18 protein-coding genes and 2 pseudogenes are annotated in these 21309 nt (G+C 39.4%); 7 read left to right on the top strand and 13 right to left on the bottom strand.

What is annotated here, in order from left to right; genetic code table 11:
- Nucleotides 1–54: 54 nt before the first annotated feature.
- Entirely contained in the window at nucleotides 55–1665 is a 1611-nt protein-coding gene (locus CIK86_RS18000; protein WP_011330037.1) for an NAD(P)/FAD-dependent oxidoreductase, read from the bottom strand.
- 194 nt (nucleotides 1666–1859) lie between these two features.
- Between CIK86_RS18000 and fdxA the strand changes: the two genes are divergently transcribed.
- From fdxA to CIK86_RS19450, 3 genes and pseudogenes are all read left to right on the top strand, one after another.
- On the top strand, nucleotides 1860–2183 hold the full coding sequence (fdxA, locus tag CIK86_RS17995) for a ferredoxin FdxA (protein WP_011330038.1): 324 nt from the start codon (nucleotides 1860–1862) through the stop codon (nucleotides 2181–2183).
- A gap of 146 nt (nucleotides 2184–2329) precedes the next feature.
- Nucleotides 2330–4581 (top strand): annotated as a pseudogene (locus tag CIK86_RS17990) (DUF5916 domain-containing protein).
- 36 nt (nucleotides 4582–4617) lie between these two features.
- Nucleotides 4618–4819 (top strand): annotated as a pseudogene (locus CIK86_RS19450) (EAL domain-containing protein); the annotation flags it as partial.
- A 63-nt stretch (nucleotides 4820–4882) separates the two neighbouring features.
- Here CIK86_RS19450 and CIK86_RS17980 read toward each other — a convergent pair.
- From CIK86_RS17980 to CIK86_RS17945, 7 genes are all read right to left on the bottom strand, one after another.
- Nucleotides 4883–5590 (bottom strand): TorF family putative porin, encoded by a 708-nt coding sequence (locus CIK86_RS17980; protein ID WP_086995838.1) that lies wholly within the window; start codon nucleotides 5588–5590, stop codon nucleotides 4883–4885.
- Nucleotides 5591–5600: 10 nt separating this feature from the next.
- A complete protein-coding gene (locus CIK86_RS17975; protein WP_086995841.1) occupies nucleotides 5601–6818 on the bottom strand; it encodes a BCCT family transporter in 1218 nt (405 codons plus the stop codon).
- Between the two features lie 156 nt (nucleotides 6819–6974).
- Nucleotides 6975–8642 carry a choline dehydrogenase gene (betA, locus tag CIK86_RS17970; protein ID WP_086995844.1) on the bottom strand — a complete coding sequence of 556 codons (1668 nt, stop codon included), beginning with the start codon at nucleotides 8640–8642 and terminating at the stop codon, nucleotides 6975–6977.
- Nucleotides 8643–8654: 12 nt separating this feature from the next.
- On the bottom strand, nucleotides 8655–10118 hold the full coding sequence (gene betB, locus CIK86_RS17965) for a betaine-aldehyde dehydrogenase (protein ID WP_086995889.1): 1464 nt from the start codon (nucleotides 10116–10118) through the stop codon (nucleotides 8655–8657).
- A 1-nt stretch (nucleotide 10119) separates the two neighbouring features.
- Entirely contained in the window at nucleotides 10120–10695 is a 576-nt protein-coding gene (gene betI, locus CIK86_RS17960) for a transcriptional regulator BetI (RefSeq protein WP_086995886.1), read from the bottom strand.
- A gap of 438 nt (nucleotides 10696–11133) precedes the next feature.
- A complete protein-coding gene (locus CIK86_RS17950) occupies nucleotides 11134–11436 on the bottom strand; it encodes a hypothetical protein (protein WP_086995851.1) in 303 nt (100 codons plus the stop codon).
- Nucleotides 11436–11693, bottom strand: coding sequence for a DUF3081 domain-containing protein (locus CIK86_RS17945; protein WP_086995854.1), 258 nt, complete (start codon nucleotides 11691–11693; stop codon nucleotides 11436–11438). The genes CIK86_RS17950 and CIK86_RS17945 overlap by 1 nt, the downstream gene beginning before the upstream one ends.
- A 144-nt stretch (nucleotides 11694–11837) precedes the next feature.
- Between CIK86_RS17945 and CIK86_RS17940 the strand changes: the two genes are divergently transcribed.
- Nucleotides 11838–13118, top strand: coding sequence for a flavohemoglobin expression-modulating QEGLA motif protein (locus tag CIK86_RS17940; RefSeq protein ID WP_011330049.1), 1281 nt, complete (start codon nucleotides 11838–11840; stop codon nucleotides 13116–13118).
- Between the two features lie 440 nt (nucleotides 13119–13558).
- Here CIK86_RS17940 and CIK86_RS17935 read toward each other — a convergent pair whose 3' ends face one another.
- Genes CIK86_RS17935 through CIK86_RS17920 form a run of 4 tightly spaced genes read right to left on the bottom strand, consistent with a single transcriptional unit; the run spans nucleotide 13559 to nucleotide 18174 of the window.
- Complete coding sequence (locus CIK86_RS17935; protein ID WP_086995857.1) at nucleotides 13559–14362, bottom strand: DUF1338 domain-containing protein; 804 nt, start codon at nucleotides 14360–14362, stop codon at nucleotides 13559–13561.
- A gap of 49 nt (nucleotides 14363–14411) precedes the next feature.
- On the bottom strand, nucleotides 14412–15878 hold the full coding sequence (gene astD, locus CIK86_RS17930) for a succinylglutamate-semialdehyde dehydrogenase (RefSeq protein WP_086995861.1): 1467 nt from the start codon (nucleotides 15876–15878) through the stop codon (nucleotides 14412–14414).
- Between the two features lie 6 nt (nucleotides 15879–15884).
- Nucleotides 15885–16919, bottom strand: a complete 1035-nt coding sequence (gene astA, locus CIK86_RS17925) for an arginine N-succinyltransferase (protein WP_011330052.1) — start codon at nucleotides 16917–16919, stop codon at nucleotides 15885–15887.
- Between the two features lie 49 nt (nucleotides 16920–16968).
- Nucleotides 16969–18174: an aspartate aminotransferase family protein gene (locus tag CIK86_RS17920; RefSeq protein WP_011330053.1), complete on the bottom strand. Its 1206-nt coding sequence runs from the start codon at nucleotides 18172–18174 to the stop codon at nucleotides 16969–16971.
- 191 nt (nucleotides 18175–18365) lie between these two features.
- Here CIK86_RS17920 and CIK86_RS17915 point away from each other — a divergent pair, with 191 nt between their 5' ends.
- From CIK86_RS17915 to CIK86_RS17905, 3 genes are all read left to right on the top strand, one after another.
- Nucleotides 18366–18794 (top strand): Lrp/AsnC family transcriptional regulator, encoded by a 429-nt coding sequence (locus tag CIK86_RS17915; protein ID WP_086995864.1) that lies wholly within the window; start codon nucleotides 18366–18368, stop codon nucleotides 18792–18794.
- Between the two features lie 250 nt (nucleotides 18795–19044).
- Complete coding sequence (locus CIK86_RS17910; protein ID WP_254910733.1) at nucleotides 19045–19467, top strand: hypothetical protein; 423 nt, start codon at nucleotides 19045–19047, stop codon at nucleotides 19465–19467.
- A gap of 220 nt (nucleotides 19468–19687) precedes the next feature.
- Nucleotides 19688–20116, top strand: coding sequence for a Replicative DNA helicase (locus tag CIK86_RS17905; protein WP_086995867.1), 429 nt, complete (start codon nucleotides 19688–19690; stop codon nucleotides 20114–20116).
- 77 nt (nucleotides 20117–20193) lie between these two features.
- On the opposite strand, the gene CIK86_RS17900 is transcribed toward CIK86_RS17905, so the two are convergent.
- Nucleotides 20194–21114: a hypothetical protein gene (locus tag CIK86_RS17900; RefSeq protein WP_086995870.1), complete on the bottom strand. Its 921-nt coding sequence runs from the start codon at nucleotides 21112–21114 to the stop codon at nucleotides 20194–20196.
- Nucleotides 21115–21309 lie beyond the last annotated feature (195 nt).

Genomic DNA, 21309 nt, shown 5'->3' with positions numbered 1-21309 from the left:
ACAAAAAAACCTGAGCTTGCTCAGGTTTTTTTATGGCTTAAATTAATAAAATGCTTATTTTGCGTTTTCTAGCATTGAAAGCGCCACCGCTTCAGCTGCTTTAATACCATCAATACCTGCCGATAAAATACCACCGGCATAGCCTGCGCCTTCGCCAGAAGGGTAAAGCCCTTTAGTATTAATACTTTGAAGTGTTTTATCGCGCTTAATACTTACCGGCGAAGAGGTACGTGTTTCTACCCCTGTTAGTAAGCCATCATTAGTTGAAAAACCACGAATTTGCTTATTAAATGCCGGAATTGCTTCACGCAGAGCATCAATTGCATATTTAGGTAATACATCGGCTAAGTCGGTTAATTTAATACCCGGCGTATAAGATGATTGTACATCGCCTAAAGCTGATGACGATTTACCCTTTAAAAAGTCGCCAATAAGTTGTGCTGGCGCATCGTAATTACTGCCGCCAAGTTCGTATGCTTGTTTTTCAAGTTTACGTTGTAACTCAATACCCGCTAATGGGTGACCCGGGAAGTCTTGCTCTGGCGAAATACCTACAACAATAGCGCTGTTTGCATTTCGCTCACTACGAGAATATTGGCTCATACCATTGGTAACAACTAGGCCTTCTTCAGAGGTGGCTGCAACCACAGTCCCCCCTGGGCACATACAAAAACTATATACGGTACGGCCATTATCACAGTGGTGAACTAGTTTGTAATCAGCAGAGCCTAAAATGGGGTTACCTGCATTGTCACCAAAGCGGCACTCATCGATCATAGATTGCTTATGCTCGATCCTAAAGCCCACCGAAAATGGTTTAGCTTCCATGTAAATACCTTTTTTATATAGCATATCAAAGGTATCACGGGCACTGTGACCCACAGCAAGCACTACATGGCGGGTATTTAGCTGCTCGCCATTTGACAAGGTTAAGCCCGTTACTTGGCCGTCTTCTAAATGAATGTCGTCTACGCGAGTGCTAAAGCGAATTTCGCCGCCAAGTTCTACAATATGCGCGCGCATTTTTTCAATCATAGTTACCAGTTTAAAGGTTCCTATGTGTGGCTTACTTACGTATAAAATTTCTTCTGGCGCGCCAGCGGCAACAAACTCGGTAATAACTTTACGGCCATAATGTTTTGGATCTTTTACTTGGCTGTATAATTTACCGTCGGAGAATGTACCTGCGCCGCCTTCACCAAATTGTACATTTGACTCGGTATTTAGTGCGCGCTTACGCCAAAAACCAAAGGTATCTTTAGTGCGCTCGCGTACTTCTTTACCACGCTCTAATATAATTGGCTTAAAGCCCATTTGTGCCAACACTAAACCTGCAAATAAACCACAAGGGCCAAAGCCAATTACGACAGGGCGCTCTTTTAAATCGTTATTTGCCTGGGCAACAAACTTATAAGCGGTGTCGGGTGCTACTTTTACATGCTGATCTTTGGCAAAAGTTGTGAGTAACTGCTCTTCGTTATCAACGCTTATATCTAAGGTATAAATAAGTAAAATAGCTGTTTTTTTACGGGCATCGTAACCACGTTTAAACACATTAAAACTATGTAACTGTTCTGGCGTTATTTTTAGCTTACTGACAATGGCATCTTTAATTGCATTTTCGTCATGATCTAGCGGTAGTTTTATTTCGGTTAAACGTATCATTTTGTCTCTTTTAGGTGTCTTAGCGGGCTTTTAATTACCGCTCACAATAAGGGGAGTAGCGCAAATAGCACCACAAAACATAAGGCGCTTATTTTACGTTAAATTACGCTATTATGGCACTTATATATTGTATTTTAGCCTTGGTTGGGTATGATCCGCCGTTGTCGTTATAAAACCTTAGGCATTGAACCATTATGGCATTTGTAGTCACCGAAAACTGTATTAAATGTAAGTACACAGATTGCGTATCAGTGTGCCCAGCAGATGCATTTTTTGAAGGCCCTAACTTTTTAGCTATAAGCCCAATTGATTGCATTGACTGTGGTTTATGCGTACCTGAATGTTCAGCTGATGCTATTTATCAAGAAGATGAATTACCAGAGTCACAACAAGAGTTTACCGAACTAAATGCCGAGCTTGCACTTATATGGCCACGCATTACGCAGGCAAAACCAGCCCCAGCCGATGCTGATGAGTGGAATGGTATTGCTGATAAACTCAAGCTTATTGAAACCTAATCGCTGCGCTTAAATACTTCTTTATTATTAATTAGTTAATGTTATGCAAAAAACTCTTTGCAAGGTATTAACAAATCCATTGGTATAAACTACAATCCACGCCAGAAATTACTCTTATTGAGTAATTTAAGTCTAAATGGATGTTTATGCAGTACTTAATAATAATAAAAAAACAATCAGTGTTCTTTATTTTAAGCTTTTTCTTTCTTTTACTCACCACTCCAAGCGCGCTTGCCAATAAACAACACTATTCACTCACGCGTATTAATAAAAATATAACAGTAGATGGGGTAATGAATGAGGCGCATTGGCAAGATGCCACGCGCATTGCATTGCATTGCAGTTTCAAGATGAACCAAATGAAAAAGGTACGCCACCGGTAAAAACCGATGCTTATATATACGAAGACGGCAGTAACTTATATGTAGCGTTTGTTGCACACGATCCTGACCCAACGCACATTCGCGCTGCACTGCGAGATCGCGATACTCTGTGGCAAGATGACACCGTGGCACTAGTAATTGATACCTTTAATGATGAGCGCTCTGGTTATGAATTTTATGTGAACCCGCTAGGGGCTCAGGGCGATATTCGCATGACCGACACCGATGGCTGGCAACAAGACCTTTCTTGGAATGCCATTTGGGATAGCGCAGGCAAGATTACTGAGCAAGGTTATGTGGTAGAAATGCGTATTCCTTTTAAAGCGCTGCGTTTTGCACAAAATAAAGAGCAATTAACCTGGGGTTTTGCCCTAATGCGCAATTATCAATGAGATGTGCTTTATCAGTTATCAAACATTGGGTTTGATCGCGATATTAAGTGCAGCCTTTGTCAGTTTGATAAACTTACCGGCTTTGAAAAAATAACGGCCAGCAAAAACCTGCAATTAACGCCTACTTTAACTACGCTGCGTAACGATACCAAATCACAGTTACCGGGTGATTGGGAAAATGGCGATGTAAACGCCGAAGTAGGTATAGATTTACGCTGGGGCTTAAGCCAAGACGCCGTTATAAACGCCACTATAAATCCAGACTTCTCGCAAGTGGAAACCGACTCTCTGGCGCTGGATATTAATACCACTTACTCTATATACTATGAAGAAAAACGGCCGTTTTTTTTAGACGGTGCGTCATATTTTAAAAGTAGTTTATTTGAGCTTTTATATACTCGCACCATTGCAGAGCCTAATCTAGGCGCTAAATTAACCGGCAAAACAGCTAATCACAGTTATGCGGTGATGTTTGCCGATGACGACAATAGCAATATTTTACTGCCAACTAATCAGGGCTCAGGATTTGCAAGCTTAAACGAAAATACCAAAGTGGCAGTGGCGCGTTACCAGTACGATATTGGCCAGCAAGGCACTATAGGGGTTTCAAGTACGCATCGTGAAGGTGATGACTATCGCAATACGGTTTTATCAGTTGACGGTAGTTACTGGTTTAATCAATCAGACACCTTAAGTTATCAAGTTGCGAGCAGTGATACCCGCAACTCAGCATTTTTAGTTGAAAATTATAACCTGTCACAAACACAATCCGATCAAGCGTATGCAATTAAGCTCACCCGCGATAAATGCGATTATAAATTATTCGCAGAGTACGAAAATATTGGCGCAGATTATCGTGCCGATTTAGGCTATCAAGCTAAGGTCGATTACGAAAAAGTTATTTTAGGAGGCGGGCAAACCTGGTATCGAGATGAAAATGATTTAGTTACCTCTTGGTCATATGTAGCTGATTGGGATAAAACTTGGGCGAAAAATGGCGATTTACTTGAGCAAGAGTACGAAGGTTATTTAAGCTTTAAAGGCCAAAAACAGTCTATTTTCGAAATAGGGCTGATACATAGGTATGAAAATTATAACACTAATTTTTATAATCAAAACATTGGTTATATTTACAGCGGATTTAAACCAACAAAAGATCTTAGGCTGTCTTTGTATGTTGAATACGGGAGTCGCATTGACTACAGTAATGAGCAACTAGGTGACGCCTTTGATACCCAAACTCAAGCGGTGTGGGATATAAACAATCATTGGCAAGTTGACATAAAGCATAGCTACAGCCAATTAGACAACCTACAAGGGGAGCGTGTTTTTACAGCTAACCTAATTGATTTTAGTCTTTACTATAAATTTAATATGCGCTCAATGCTAAAGCTTATTTGGCAATTTGAAGATATTGATCGCAACGAAAATGCTTATTTTTATCAAGTGAACCAAACTAATAAAGATTACGGCAGCCAACTCGTTTATTCGTACAAAATTAATGCGCAAACATTATTTTACTTAGGGTATTCAGATAAAGGTTACCAAGATGAATCACTTAAAAGCTTTGAGCGCGACCAGCGCACCTTTTTTACTAAAGTCAGTTACGCACGGCAGCTTTAAGTAAGGTAAAAAACAACTCGAGTAGGGCTAGCAAGGATGATGGTTTGGATAAGTTTATCAACGCTTATAAAAGTAGATGCTTTAATAATTTAATAGCTTGAAAACTATGTAAAAAGGGTATTACGATTGCCATTGATGATTTTGCACTGGTTTTAGCTTTGTAAGTACTTTGGCTGATTTACCTATAGATGTGATTAAAATTGCTCGATCTTTTATTACTCAAGCAAATAAAAGTAAAAATGCCACTTAACTTAAGTGGCATTTTTTTGCTAAGTAATAGCATTCATTTAATTAATTAAGTTTATAAATTAAACGTACGTGATACGGCCAACACCAGGCGCTCATCTGTGTAGTCGTAATCTAAGCTGGTGTTCTCGGCGGCAACTTCAATATTAAAGCCTTCATAGCTAGTTTTGTATGCTAAGCGGTAATGGTTGTAAGATTTTTTTTCATTGCTATCCCACGCGTATTTTTTACCGTCTAATGAGTTTGAAATATCAAAACTTGCACGTAACGCATGGTTAGGTGCTAACTCATATGTATGCGCTATTTGTGATATAACATGCCCTGCGCCGCTGCCAAAGTAGTCCCAGCTGTACCAAAAGTTAAGCTCTGTTTGGCCATAATCACTCGCATAGCCAAATTTTGTATAGGCTTCGCCATAATTAAAATCACTGCCGTCACCTTGATACGTATAATAAGCAATACCGTAATCTAGACTAACCTGTTCGTTAAGTTGCATAAAACGCCCAACGTAAGCGTCAAGCTCAAAGTCTATATCGTCGAGACCAATAATATCTACGTTAGAGGCCCAAATACCCGCATAAACACCGTTATCAAATGCATAATCAAGGCTTGCTTGAATTGCTGGGTCACTGTCGGTTTGGGATACACCATTAAAAGTATAGTCAGAAGCTGCAGTAATGGTTGTTGACCAATTAGCCGCTGCAGTTGTAGATAAAAGTGTAAAAGGTAAAGCGATAAAAAGTTGTTTTAGTTTATTATTCATAATGTTGTTCCTAGCTCATATTTTCAATTTTGGTGTAATCAATTTCGTTTGCTTTTGGTGAGCCTATAATGTCGTTCACCGTTTTTAATTTGTTGTAGCCAATATAAGCAATACAAATAAAGAACAAGGTAATAACTAATGCGCCAACCCATTGAATTTGTAAAAACTCTAACTTAAATAGTAATGTTAACAACGACAAAGCAACAATATTCATGGTTAAATATTTAAATTTACCTAAGCGTTTAACCGTCAAGTTTAAGTTATCTGTGTATAACCGGATAAGCGAATCAAGAGAGTTAATTACAAAAATAATACCAACAAATACCATGGCAAAGTTTTTAATACCTTCGGTAGGAATACCAGCTTCGTGGTAGTGATAAAGCACACTAAACCAGATAGCAATTGGAATTGATGGGAAAATCAACATTGCAGCCAATACCTGGTAAGTTCTTAATCCACCGACAAAACGTGCAGTAAATTGACCTATCATAATGCTCCATGCAAACCACCAAAATAAATAAAACTCATGGTAGTCATTTAGCGGTAAAACAAATTCATTAATATTAGCAAAATAAGTACCAATAGCGCCTAAGTTATTCGAAAAGGCAGACAATTCACTGTCACCAAATACAAATGCACCCGCCCACATAAAGGCAATGAGCGCTAAAAACATCCAAGTAGTAGAAATACTTAAAATACGTACATACTTAATGTCGGTACTCGAATAGGCAGCAAACGCTATTGCAGCCAGCACAATTAAATAAAACACCGGAATAACACTTGAGCCATCACCGAAGTCGGGTAAGTACCAAGGTAAGTTAGTCAGTAGTAAGTAAGCAGTAAATGCACAGGTGCCAATGATGACAACGTTATTAATAAACTTAACCCAAGGAATTTCGAAAAATTTAACTTTAGGTTCTATTACACAGAAATAAAAGCACGTAAGAAAGTAAAATCCCCAGATTAAAAATCCCCAATAGCCAAACTCAATAGCTAGCGGATTTGCAAATGCGTACTCTGGGCTTGCTTTTATGTCTGCATAACCGGCAAATTCGGTTAACGGAAACATAATAAGGCCAACATCTAGGCCTGAGGTAAATAATATGGCTATAAAGGTAAATGTTCTAACTGGCGTTACGCCTACAACACGTACATTGCCCCATTTAAATAAAATAGCGATTACAGCTAATAAGGTGAAAATAATCCCAGCACTAAGCCAAATAGTCATTATCGCCCTCCCAAAATAAATAAAAGTAATTCATAAATACTCCGTTTATTGTTTTTTCTCGCGTTAACACAACATAACCAATTTATATCGTGAGCCACGGCGAGCCTCACAAAGGGTTAACTACCTAAGTAGCTAAACCTTTGCCAGTGGCTTAATTTATATCTTGCTATTACGTTGTGTTGTTTGCCAGTTAGCGCTCATTGCTACAGATGCATTGAGTTTTGCTAGTGGCTTATTACCTAAAATAATATCAGCGGCTTTTTCGGCCACCATAATGGTAGGGCCGTTTAAGTTACCGTTTGGTATGGTTGGAAATATAGATGAGTCAACTACACGTAAACCTGCAATCCCATGTACTTGAGTGTTTGAATTAACGACTGCCAGTTCATCTTCACCCATTTTGCAAGAGCAAGAAGGGTGATAAGCGCTTTCAACCGTTTGACGTACAAAGGCATCTATTTCTGCATCGGTTTGAATATGCTTACCTGGCTGAATTTCTTCATCGCGATAATCATCAAAGGCACTTTGCTCAATAATTTCACGAGTTAGGCGTACACAGGCTCTAAAGCCTTCAATGTCATCTTGATGTTGTAGGTAATTAAACACAATTTTAGGTGGTTGCTCAGGATCAGCCGATGCAATAGTAACGCTGCCGCGGCTTTTTGGCTTGTTATGACCTACATGTACTTGAAAGCCATGGCCGTCAAAGGCACTGCGTCCGTCGTAGCGCATTGCGGCAGGTAAAAAATGGTATTGCAAATCCGGCCATTCAACTCCAGGCTTAGAGCGAATAAAAGCACATGATTCAAAGTGATTTGTAGCGCCCAGTCCCTTGCGGGTTAATAACCAACGTGCACCAATTAAACCTTTTGAAATTAACCCTAATTTACCGTTTAAGGTAATAGGTTGTTTGCACTTATATTGAAAGTAAAACTCAAGATGATCTTGTAAGTTTTGCCCTACACCGGGTAAATGGTGTTTTACCTCAATGCCTGCTTTTTTAAGCACCTCGCTATCGCCAATACCCGATAGCTGTAAAATATGTGGCGAGCCAATAGAGCCGGCGCTTAATATCACTTCTTTTGCAGCAACAGCGGTTTTAACTTCGCCATTTACTTTGTATTCAATACCAGTGGCTTTTTTGCCCTCTAAAACAACGCGCTGGGCAAGTGCATCGGTAACAATAGTTAAATTACTACGCGATTTAACAGGGTCTAAATATTCACGCGCGGCTGAGCTACGTACACCGTCTTTTACCGTCATGTGCATTGGCCCAAAGCCTTCTTGCTGCGAGGCATTGTAGTCGTAAGTGTGTGCGTAACCCGCTTCAATGCCCGCTTTAATAAAGGTGCTGTACAAAGGGTTTTTCATTTCGTTACCGTTATTAACGCCCAGCGGGCCTTTACCGCCACGGTACTTATTTTCACCTAAGTAAAAGCTTTCTGCTTTTTGAAAATACGGTAAACAAGACTGATAATCCCAGCCGTTTGCGCCATTGTGTTGCCATTCGTCAAAGTCTTTTGCATGGCCGCGTACATACACCATGCCATTAATAGATGACGAACCACCGAGTACTTTACCGCGCGGACAATGCATTTCTCGGTTGTCTAAATGCGGCTCAGGTTGGGTATGAAACTGCCACGCGTACTTATCGCTATTCATTGGAATAGAAAGCGCGGTAGGCATTTTTATAAAAATGCTTTTATCACTGCCACCCGTTTCTAGTAGTAATACACGGGTGTTTTTATCGGCCGATAAGCGATTTGCTAACACGCAACCTGCAGAGCCTGCGCCCACAATAATATAGTCATACGAATTACTCATAATCAGTATCCTTTAAAATGGGCTTTCTATGTCGGTCATACCAACATAAACAGATTTAGTTTGGGTATAAGTATCGAGGGTTTCTATGCCGTTTTCGCGGCCAATGCCCGATTGCTTGTAACCACCCACTGGCATTTCTGCAGGCGAGTTACCATACGCGTTAATCCAACAAATACCCGCTTGTAGTTGATGAATAACACGGTGTGCACGCTTAATGTCGCTAGTAAATACACCTGCAGCTAGACCAAGGTGAGTGCCGTTTGCACGTTTAATCACATCGTCTTCGTCATCAAATACCAGCACGCTCATTACTGGGCCAAATATTTCTTCTTTGACTATGGTCATGTCATCGTTGCAATCAATAAACACAGTAGGGGCAACAAAGTAGCCGTTAGGTGCAGATGCAGGTGAAAGTGTTGTACCACCTGTTAGTAGCGTTGCGCCCTCTGCAATACCTTTATTAACGTAGCTCATTACTAAGTCTTGATGCTTTTTAGAAATTAGCGCGCCAAAGTTAGTATTTAAATCTTGAGGATCGCCGGCAATAATATTTTGTTCAGTACGGGTTTTAAGCTCATCAATAAATTGTTGATATACATTTTTATGAACATAAATACGGGTACAATTAGTACACACTTCGCCTTGAGTATAGAAGTTGCCTAACATTGCAGCACTTACTGCTTGTTCAATATTGGCATCATCAAATACAATTAATGGCGACTTACCACCAAGCTCCATGGTGACATCTTTTAAAGATCCCGCAGCGCTCGCAACTACCTTTTTACCTGTACCCACTTCGCCAGTAAACGACACTTTATCTATATCAGTATGCTGTGTTAGCCATTGGCCTACATCGCCTGCGCCTTGTACTACATTAAATACACCTGCGGGTACGCCAGCTTCTACAAAAATTTCAGCTAGCTTAATTGCGCCAAGTGGTGTTTCTTCCGATGGTTTAAAAATAAACGCATTACCAGCGGCAAGAGCAGGGCCCGATTTCCAACAGGCAATTTGTAGCGGGTAGTTCCACGCACCAATACCAGCGCAAATACCTAAAGGCTCTTTACGGGTATAGTAAAAGTCGCTGCCAACCATTTGTTGTTGGCCAACTTGTGCCGGTGCTAAACCAGCAAAGAATTCAATAACATCAGCGCCTGTTTCAATATCTACACAGTTTGCTTCTTGCATTGGTTTGCCGGTATCAAGTACCTCTACCAGCGCTAGCTCATCATTGCGCTCGCGTAAAATTGCTACGGCCTTGAGTAAAATGCGACTGCGCTCAATAGGCGACATGGCCGACCACTGAGCAAAACCTTGCTTTGCACTTGCAATGGCAGCGTTTTGAATAAACTCGTCAGCAATTTCTACTGCATAAATAACTTCACCCGTAGCAGGGTTAGTTACATCAAATGTTTTGCCGCTTTTATTTGCAAGGAAATGGCCGTTAATAAAATTTTGATAGACAGGTGTTGTCACGCTAGGCTCCATATTGCTTGATGAGTGAATGCACATAACTTTTTGCTAGCTTTTCACTGTGATTAAACTGATGTTCGTTTGATTTACTAAGTACTGCTCGTAACCATAGGCCGTCGATCATGGCGGCGCTAAGTTCGGCAGCTTGTTTTGCTTGCTCAGTGGGCATTAATTGCTTAAATGAAAATGCTAAATTACTTTGCAAGCGTTTGCTGTTTACATTTTGTAGCCGGTGTAATTCGGCATCGTGCATTGATTGTGCCCAAAAGCTCAACCAAGTTCGTGTAGTGTCTGAGCGCTGTTGCACAAGTGCAAAGTTAGCTTCAATAATAAACATTAAGCGCTGCGTCGCGTTGGTATTTGCTTCAAGCTTGCAAACAAGCTCCTGTTTTAAACTCGTAAGTAAATACCTGACCGTTGCTTCAATTAATCCCTGCTTACCACCAAAGTAATGACTAATAATGCCAGAGGATAATCCCGCATTTTTACTAATACTGTTAATAGTGGTTGCTTGTAAACCGCGCTGTGCAACCGACTCAATTGTTGCGTCAATTAGCTGCTGACGTCTTATAGGTTCCATTCCAACTTTAGGCATATTTATTATTAATTGACCGTTCAATAAACATAAGCTTAAGGTAATAGCTCTAACAATTCAAGGCGCAGGTAAATGATCGGATGCCTAAATGTAGATGAAATATTAACAAAAAAGGTAATCTAGCATACGTAAATAACAAACAATTAATTTAATTTATATTATTTAAAAACAATAGTTTATGCGTTATTTTGTAGTGAGGTAAATGAGGGGTATTTTTACTAAGAAATAAAATGTAAATAATTTCAAATAATATGCTTAGTACGGTAATCATTAGAGCACTAACGGTATATATTGCTGTTTATATAGCCAAAATTGCAATGGATATAATTATAACAACAGGCTGGTTTTATAAAGTTAATGTAAATATAGCAAAGCAAGAAGGGTTAATATATATACAAAGCAGAGGTATTGTTACAGCTTTATTTAAGGCGTTAATATACCTTTGAACAAAAGAGGATAACGCCTAAGACGATTTCCAATGTAGTCATCGGCCATAATTTGTGCGCAAATTTCATCCACGTTATTACATGCTGCAAATACCCAGTCAAATCGCTCAATAGCGAGAAGAAAGCCTTTTTTTAAATGAGTTTGGGTGCGGTAGTAAGCTAGGTTGTGGCGAATAATTTCGAGCTTGTGCGGATTAGCTTCAAGCTCAATAATTACTTGCGTAATAAAGGAAGTATTGAGCTTGCTAGTGGCGCGTTTTTTAAGCCTGGGTGGCAGCATTAGGTTTCATTGGCAATATTGTGTAATTTTTTTAAAAAGTCATCTTTTTGTTTTTCATGTTCGTAATCAAGATGATACGTATTATGAAAACCAAAGCGCAGTTCTACCCCGCTGCCTTGTAAATAAATGGTATAACCGTCTGCGTCTGAATACGCGGTAACGCCTTGATAATGCTTAGCATCATCCTGCATTTCGCCGCGTTGTATTATGCGTTCATACACAGCTAAAATTTGCTTGTTGTCGATTTCATTTTTCATTAATTAATCCTTAATTTGCAAGTGTATACGTATTAGATATGTGGCCCGATCATCTTAAAAACAATGGTTAAAAAATGATGATATTACTTTGTAATTTGGTTATTTTAAATTATGCTCACGGTTCATTATTTGTTGAGCTTACACATGATAGACAAGGCGTTACTACTTAAAACTCGTGAATTATCAGATCAATTAGTTGCCCTGCAAACACCAATAAGAATACTGGATGCGATTAATTGGGATAAACAAATTAAAGAAGAATTTTTTAGACAAAAATGTCAAAAAAATCCAGTTATCGATCGTGCATATTATCAGCAGCGCGATTTAGGATTTGTGCCCAGCGAACTACGCCAAGCGTTTTCTACTTTGCAGCGTAACATTATTAACCAGTTAGGACAGCTAAACCCAATAGCTCAATATATGGGAAAAATGTGCAGCGAGTATAAAACCGTATTAAGCATGCTGGAATATCGAGGAACGCCTGAATTTCATGACCTATCAGTAGAGCTATTTGGGCACCCTAAAGATTTGTTTCATGCTGGTGAGCCTTCACTTACTGAGCTGGCAAACATGTTAGAGCGGCCGCTTAAAAACTTATTAATTGCCGATATACTGCCAGACGATCCTAAAAATATAGCAGCAAGCGATGCTGTGCGTATTTTATCTGAGCAAGTTAATGCCAGTATGGTAGGGATCAACGTAGAGGTAATGCTAAGCGATGGCATAGTGAGCGATGCAGCAGCTGGGGCTAATAATATTAAGCTAAATAAAGATGTGAAGTTTTCGCAGCGTGAACTCGATATTCTAGAAGTGCACGAAGGCTGGATACATGTAGGCACGACGCAAAATGGCCTAGCGCAACCTTACTTAACCTGTTTAAGTAAAGGCACGCCTAGCTCTACAGTGACCCAAGAGGGCCTTGCGGTATTAACCGAAATTATCACCTTAAAATCAACACCACGGCGCTTATCTAAATTAGTTAACCGTATTCAAGCGGTAACCAAGGTAATTGATGGTGCTGAATTTGTTGACATTTACCGCGATTATGTAGCGCAAGGATTATCGCAAGATGAAAGCTATACTTTAGCTCAGCGTGTATTTAGGGGCAGTACACCCACAGGTTTGCCGTTTACTAAAGATATTGCCTACATTAAAGGCTTTGTTTTGGTGTACAACTTGATTCGGGTTGCCATACAACTGGGCCGAATTGATCAACTGCCTTTATTACTGGTTGGAAAAATATCGATTGATGACTTTAGGCTGATTACGCAACTGCATAGTTTAGGAGTAATCGAATCGCCTAAGTTTGTACCGCCACACTTTAAAGACTTACGCGGTTTAGCAACTTGGCTCAGCTTTGGGCGCTTTATTGGAGACTTGTCGTTTGAACAATTAGAAAACGATTATAAGCCGCTGTTTTTATAATAACTACAGGGAGTTTGTCCCCTTAAAGCAAAAAAACGCAGTTGGAATGAGCAACTGCGTTTAAGTATATAGTTACAAGCCAACGTAACTATAGTTGAGGAAAGTTTGCTAGTAATTAGCCAGGTAAAACTTGGCTGTATAGTTGCTGATTTGCCTTGCTACAAACTAGGTTTGTAATCTACTCAGATTGATTATAATCAAGAAGCAGCGAAATAATAAAACGTGTTTTTAATTTGTGCAATAGTTAATTTTAAATAGCTTGGAATTAATTTAAGTTAATATAAAACAGTAGTTTGGGTTGTTAATTTAAATCATCTTATCGATAAGTGAAATTAATCGAAGCGCCATTACGTTAGTAAATCTCTTCACCAGAGTTGATGTTAAATAGGCATAAAAAAAGCCCTTTACGGGCTTTTTAAAAGTAACTAAATACAGGCTATTTAGCGCGCATTGGTACTTTCAAAAATTTTATCTGCAGAAGCTGCCACAAATCCGGTGTAAAGCTCGCCATCGGCTTTAGGATAGCGAATAGCAAACTCATAAAAACAGCTAGGAATGCTCATTTCACCATCGCTAAAGCTCACTGAGTACTCATCAGCAAGGGTTGACGATTGCTCAAGTAATACCTCTGGCGAGCCTTTTACTTCGCCGCCTGAGCTGTTAAGTGTAAAGCCTGCATCTTTTAGTGCTTGGTTAACATCTTCAATATTATCAAACTTATCAAGGGTATTAATATTTACCGTAAAGTGATTAGCTCGATAACCCCATGCCGACATCCACGCTGCATATTCGCTCTCGGCAAGAAGTTGTTTATAAGTGTCTGTGCTTACTTGCCAGTGCGTGCCTGAGTATAAAAAGTTATCGGCAGTCACTGCGCTTTCGTCAATTTGGCTTACCATATCATTTACAATTGCTTGTAACTCAGGAGAGCATTTATCGACCAACAACTCAGAAATAAATACTTTTGGCTGTGTTAAATCGCTATGCTCGTAGTGCTTTGCGTATAGTTTTTTAGCTTCAAAGTGATACTCACCGCATTCTTTATAACCTAAAGCTAAAAAGTGTGCTGCCAGCTTTTCTAAGCCCACTTTTTCAATGTTAAAGGTACGCAGAGCAATATGATCGTTAATAATGTCATCTTTTTGCGTTGAACCTAATAGATCATGAATTTTGTCTGCCGATGGCGTTACGTTTAAGTAGTTTTGCCATAGGTTATCAAATAATGTATTTACATCAGTATGCATTTTAAATCCTTAAATTTTGTTATATAGCTTAACGCTAGTTAAGTTGTATTTATTCAATTATTAAGCCCGGCGCGAGGGTTTGCGGTAAAGTTACTTTATCTGATTCAACAGAAGCTACCGGGTAGGCGCAATAATCGGCAGCGTAATAGGCGCTTGCTCTGTGATTACCACTGGCGCCAATGCCACCAAATGGTGCAGCGCTAGACGCACCGGTAATGGGGCGATTCCAGTTAACAATGCCAGCACGAATACGCTTTAAAAAGTGGTTATAATCGTTTTCACTATCGGCGAGTAAGCCGGCAGATAAACCAAAGCTGGTGTTATTTGCTTCATTAATGGCGCTGTCAAAATCGCTGTAGCGATATATTTTAATTAATGGCCCAAAATGCTCTTCATCTGGCATATCATTTACATTAGTCACATCGATAATACCTGGGCTAACAAAACCAGTACCTGGTTTTAATTGCTTAAGTTCAACTAAAATCTCAGCGCCTTTAGCGACAAGTTCATTTTGCGCAGCCACCATACCTAATGCTGCTTTTTCGCTGATCATAGCACCCATAAATGGCTGCTCTGTTGCAAAACTGTCATCAACTACGATATTTTTAGTGGCGCTAATAAGCTTAGCTAGAATGGCATCGCCATTACTCGAGTTTTCAATAAATACTCGGCGTGCACAGGTACAGCGTTGGCCAGAAGTAATAAAGCCCGACTGAATAATGTCGTGTACTGCGGCGCTAACATCGTTTACGTCTTTAATTATAAGCGGGTTATTGCCGCCCATTTCAAGCGCTAAAATTTTACCCGGGTGGCCAGCAAACTGTTTATGTAATAAATGACCTGTATTAGAACTACCGGTAAAAAATAAGCCATCTATATCTTGGTGAGCGGCCAATGCCTTACCTGTTTCAATTTCGCCTTGTACTAGGTTAATTACACCAGCAGGTAAGCCCGCCTTTAACCACAGCGATAAAGTAAATTGTGCTACATGAGGAGTAAGCTCTGAGGGTTTAAATACCACAGTGTTACCCGCTAAAATAGCTGGCACAATATGCCCGTTAGGCAAGTGCCCCGGGAAGTTATAAGGGCCAAAAATAGCCACTACACCGTGCGGTTTATGCCTAATAAATGCTTTAGCACCTGGCATTGGGTTTTCTGTGGTGCCGGTGCGCTCATTATATGCTTTTACCGAAATAGCGACTTTACCTGTCATCGCACCTACTTCAGTACGGGTTTCCCATAAAGGTTTCCCGGTTTCTTGGGCAATAATAACGGCAAACTCTTCGCTGTGTTCTTTTAGTTGTGCAGCAAAGTTTTCTAGTATAGTAATGCGCTGCTCAAGCGGGGTATCGGCCCATTGTAACTGCGCTGCTCTTGCTGCTTTTATTGCGCTATTTACTTGCTCAGCACTGGCGCCATTACCTTGCCAAATTGTTTCGCCATTGCTTGGATTAATTGAGGCAAACGCGGGGCCTTGGCCTGCTTGCCATTGGTTATTTATAAGTTGTGTATTCATATATATTTACAGACGAAAGAATCGTGCTGCATCTCCTTGGCTTAACTTAAGTGCATCAGCCACTGCTTGGCTAATGATTAACGTATGCTTTGCATGATTATAATGCGCGTGTTTAGTAAATGTAGCTCTAAAGTCACTCACACCATGATTACAAATAGCGAGCGTGTCGGAACTGTTTTGTGTTATGTGCTCAAGTTCACCTATGGTAATAGGGCACACTTGAGACTCGCGAATACTGCGAATATTACCTAGCTTAGCTTCTACAGTGGGGCCGGCATCAAATAAGTCAACATAGCCGCGATGCTCAAAACCTTCTTTTTCGAGGAGTTTAAGCGCGGGTTTGGTTTTTTCATGAACATGACCGATCACAGCTTGGGCTTTTTTACTCAGTAAATTTACGTAAATAGGGTACTTAGGCATGAGCTCGCTAATAAATACCTTGTCGCCTAAACCGACTAAATGATCTGCTTGTGGAAACTCAATACTAAAAAAGTGCTCTTGTAGCCATTGCCAAAATGGCGAATGGCCGTGCTCGTCGCTTACACCGCGCATTTCGGCAATGACGGTATCGGCAAAGCGTTCACTGTGCTGCGCCATAAACAAAAAGCGCGAGCGCGATAAAAAGCGCCCAGTTAAGCCTGTACGGCTGTCTTCACGTAAAAACAAAGTGCATATTTCAGAGCAACCCGTGTAGTCGTTACACATGCTCAAAATATCAACAGTGTTGTATACATTTAATGTAGGCGAGTGATGCACTGTTTTACCTAAGTGATAATGATATAGCGGCACAGTTAAGCCTACAGCGGCTTCTATTGCGGTTGTGCCAATCACTTTACCTGTTTCACTGTCTTCTAAAACAAATAAATAGCTCTCGTCCAATGGTTTATTAATGTTTTTAGCAAAGCTTTTTTCAGCGCGGTCAATTTTTTCTTTTAGCTGGGTGTCATCTACGGGCAAAGAGGTAAACCCATGCCCAGACTCTATTGCTATTTGCTTAAGCGCATCAAAGTCGTTGGCTGTAATAGGACGTAATACTTGCATTAATTACTTGCTCCAATAGCACGCCCAAAGGCGTGCTGGTTTACTATTATTAACCGTTAACTACATCGCTTACGGCTTTATCAAAGCGCTCTAGGCCTTCTTTAATATCTTCTAACGGAATAACTAAAGACGGAGTAAAACGAATAACATCCGCACCGGCTACTAAGTTCATTAAACCATTGTTAGCACTGGCTATTAAAAAGTCGCGTGCACGCCCAGCAAACTTGTCGTTTAGTGCAGCACCAATTAATAAACCTTTACCGCGAATTTCACTAAATACATTATATTTTTCGTTAATCGCATTTAGGCCATCACGAAACAGCTGTTCGCGCTCTTTTACGCCGCTAAGTACTTTTGGGGTATTTACTGTATCAAAAGCGGCTTCGGCTACGGCGCAGGCTAATGGATTTCCACCGTATGTAGAGCCATGTGTGCCAACTTTTAAATGCGCTGCTATTGCCGTGGTGGTGATCATGGCACCGATAGGAAAGCCTCCACCTAACGCTTTTGCTGTAGTTAAAATATCAGGTACTACGTTTAAGCCCTGATACGCGTATAAATCGCCAGTACGGCCAACACCCGTTTGGACTTCATCAAAAATAAGCAGCGCGTTGTGCTTAGTACATAGCTCGCGTACTTTGTGTGCAAAATCGTCAGTGGGTGAAATAATACCGCCTTCACCTTGTAGTGGCTCCATCATTACCGCACAGGTTTTATCGCTAATAAGGGCTTCAAATGCGCTAATGTCGTTAAAATCGCAATGCACAATATCGGCAGGCTTAGGGCCAAAACCATCTGAATAAGCTGCTTGACCACCAACCGTTACGGTAAAAAAGGTACGACCGTGGAAGCCTTTATTAAAAGCAATAATTTGCGTTTTTTCAGCGCCGTGTACGTCAAGAGCAAAACGACGCGCTAATTTTAGCGCTGCTTCGTTAGCTTCGGCACCTGAGTTGGCAAAGTACACTTTTTCAGCAAATGTAGCATCAACCATTTTTTTAGCTAAACGCAAAGCAGGCTCATTAGTCATTACGTTTGATAAATGCCAAATTTTTTCACCTTGCTCTTTTAGTGCATTAACTAAAGCCGGATGACAATGTCCTAAACAGTTAACCGCAATACCACCGGCAAAATCAATAAACTCGTTATTATCTTGATCCCATACACGCGAACCTACGCCGCGTACCGGAATAACTGCTGAAGGATTGTAATTTGGCACCATTACATCGTTAAATAAGTCTCTAGTTACTTGCATTTTTACACCTAAATTATGTGGCTACTTAAAAAAGTGTTGCTAAAACAAAGAAGAACTTAGCCTGTATTCTTCAGTAAACACTGTGTTTTTTGTTATAAGTGTCATTATCGAAGGTTGTGAATGAAATTTGCAGTGCTATTTTGTGAAAAATGATTAGAATAAAAGTCAAATTAACGAAGGGTTTGTGCATTATGATAACTCCACAAGACGAAAAGCTATTATCTATTTTAAAAACTAATGCCAGAGCGAGTATTTCAGATTTAGCTAGGCACCTTAATTTATCACGCTCAACTGTACAAAGCCGCATGTTAAAGCTAGAGGAAAGTGGCGTAATTAAAGGTTATAGCGTTGATTACGGCGATGACTTTTTAAATAGTATGGTAGCCGCTCATGTGTCTATTAAAGTAAGGCAAAAACTGACGACAAAAACCAATTTAGAGCTAAAGCATATTAATGCTATATCGCAGCTTTATGCTATTAGTGGCGAGTTTGACTTAATTGCAGTTGTGCAAGCACAAAACTTAGAACAACTTAGCCACTTACTCGATGATATTGGCAACTTAGATGGTGTAGAACGCACTACTTCATCTGTTATTTTAGAAACCAAATTTAAACGCTAGGTTTGTTGTATAAAAATGTAAACAGAAGGTGTTTGAGTGTTGATAAAACACTATGTTTATAGTATTTTTGTATAGTTAAGTACAGGTTTTAGTGTGGTAAAGTTTACACATTAGCTTATGCTTTTATAAAACAAGGATTGTTTTAATATAAATAAGGGAATTAAACTATATATTCCTCCTAAATAATATTTAATTCAAAACAATTCACCTAGTACACCTTCTAATCAAACTTTTATTAGGTGCGCTGCCAATGAGTCAGTTTTTTACTGATATGATGGGGAATAGTGTTAAAGTTATTATTAGTATTATTGTTTTATCAATTATAGCGAGTGGCTATTACTTTAGTGCGCATGCCGCTATTTTTAATACAAAAAAAACTATTGAAGTTAAAGTTTACAGTGATATTTTTTACAAATTAGGCTCAGATTCAGGTCCTGGAACAGTGAGCATAAATGAAATTATTGCTGGGGCTTCACAATTTGCACTTTCAATGTGTGATGATACAGTTTATCAGCAGGTTTTAGGGAAAACGGTTGACTCTTGCAAACTTAAGTTTCATCAATCAAAAGCAAAATGCGCACAGTTTTTAACGGCGCATAACGCAGCATTTTATGATAAAAAAACATCGGTTAGCTTAGTCGCAGAAAAGTTTATTGACTACGTAAGTTCGTAATATTTTAATTACTTATCTTTTGCTCGGGTAAATGCGTTAAACTTGTCACTAATAATTTAGTGGCTTTCTCGTCATTTAAATAGCTCTCTTAATCAATGGTATTAATCCTGATAAAGTGCACTTCATTGCAGCTTATATTTCTTAATTTGCTAAAATAAGTTTATTAAAGAGAGAATGATTAATTTACCCACTATTTAGTGGTAGCAAAAGGTAATTAGCAATGATGAACACCAAAGTATATAAAGCAGTACACGACTTAGCTGAAGAGCTAATGGCGGCTGCAAATAGAAACGATACAAAAAAATTTGAGTTACTTTACGCGCAACTTAAAGCAATTTGTATTGAAAACGAAAACACCAGCAAAGATCACCCCGTGCAATGGGAAACGCTGGCTGATTTTACCGAAGAATTAGAAGAAGCAATTGAAGGCTACGAAAAAGCCTTAAAAAAATCGATAGCCATTAACTCTAAAGATCATATGTCGTCGGTTGCATTTTCTATGGCAACTTTGCAGCTAGAATTAGGCCAAAAAGAGGCTGCAATTAAAAACCTTCAAGATGCTAAAATCAGCGCTAATAAAATTTCGGATAAAGAGCTTAAAGCAGAAATACATGACCTTCTAGAGTCGCTGGTTGAAGAAGAAGGCTAGAGCCTTTTTTATTGATATTTATTTTGCTGAGCTACAAGCTCAGCACTTTAAAGTAATACATTAAGCACCATTAGTTATTATGGTTTTAAAGGTGCTTTTCTAATGATTTGCTTTTTGGCTTCGTGGAGTTTTATAACATAGGCATTACCGCCGATACCTTTAAACTCTTCATCGGTAAATACTATGGTGTTGTCGTCGTAAAAAGTAACCGCTTCTTTTTGGGTAACAATGCCTAGGTCTATTCGCGATACATCACCAGAGAAAAACTTATCCCCTTTAAAATTCTCAAATAACCAAAGGCTAGTTGAGTCTAATAACACTAGTTTTTTCCGATCAGGGCTCAGTGCAGCAGAGGTTATCCAGCAGAGCTTTTCCATGGTGGTGCAGGTTTTAAATGAGTCGATTAGTTCTGCGTTAAAATTAGCCGCATGATCACCCACTTTATATACATTTGTAATGCCATCAAAGGGTTCAGTACGATTTTTGGTAAATAAATATAAGTGCCTACCTAATGCTACAAACGCCTCTAAGTCATAATTGCGGTTATCTGGAGCAACCGGTGTACCGTCTAACTCGGGGTAGGTAAACTTAATTATTTCAGCTTCGGTGGTATCGGTTTTAATATCAATGGGGTTTTCTATTTTATAAATAGTAAGCCAGCGGCGCTCATTGGTGTTATTACCAAAATCACCTAAAAAAAAGTGACCAAATTTATTTTGGGTCATATCTTCCCAATCTATATTTTTAGCGTTAGTCACTAATATTTCTTTAGCTATTGAGCCATCATCATTGAGTCGGTAAAGTTTAGGCTCGTCGCCGCTATCGTTAATAGCCCATAAGCGTTTATGCTTATCATACTCAATACCAGATACTTCTTTGAGCCTAGGGTCAACAGAAATCATTTTTTTGCTATACAAGGTATAAATAGCAGAGCCTATATATATGGCACTAAAAATAAACAGAACAGCAATAGAAAGTAGAATGCTTTTTTTCAACATCAAATTAATATATTTCAGAATGTTAATTAATATATCGTTATTATCGCTGATGGTAGAAGAGAACTAAAGACTTATCTTGTAGCGTTTATTAACGGTTGCTTAAAATTGCATGTATTTTAAACTAAACGGTTCCTAAATTCGGATAATAAGTGCAATTTCTCAGATTAGATGGCCAGCTGTTATAATTCGGCCATT

This window comes from Pseudoalteromonas sp. JB197, from assembly GCF_002332205.1.
GTDB classification, from domain to species: domain Bacteria; phylum Pseudomonadota; class Gammaproteobacteria; order Enterobacterales; family Alteromonadaceae; genus Pseudoalteromonas; species Pseudoalteromonas nigrifaciens.
Note: the sequence above shows the minus strand (reverse complement) of the source record. Positions and strands in the feature narration are given on the sequence as shown.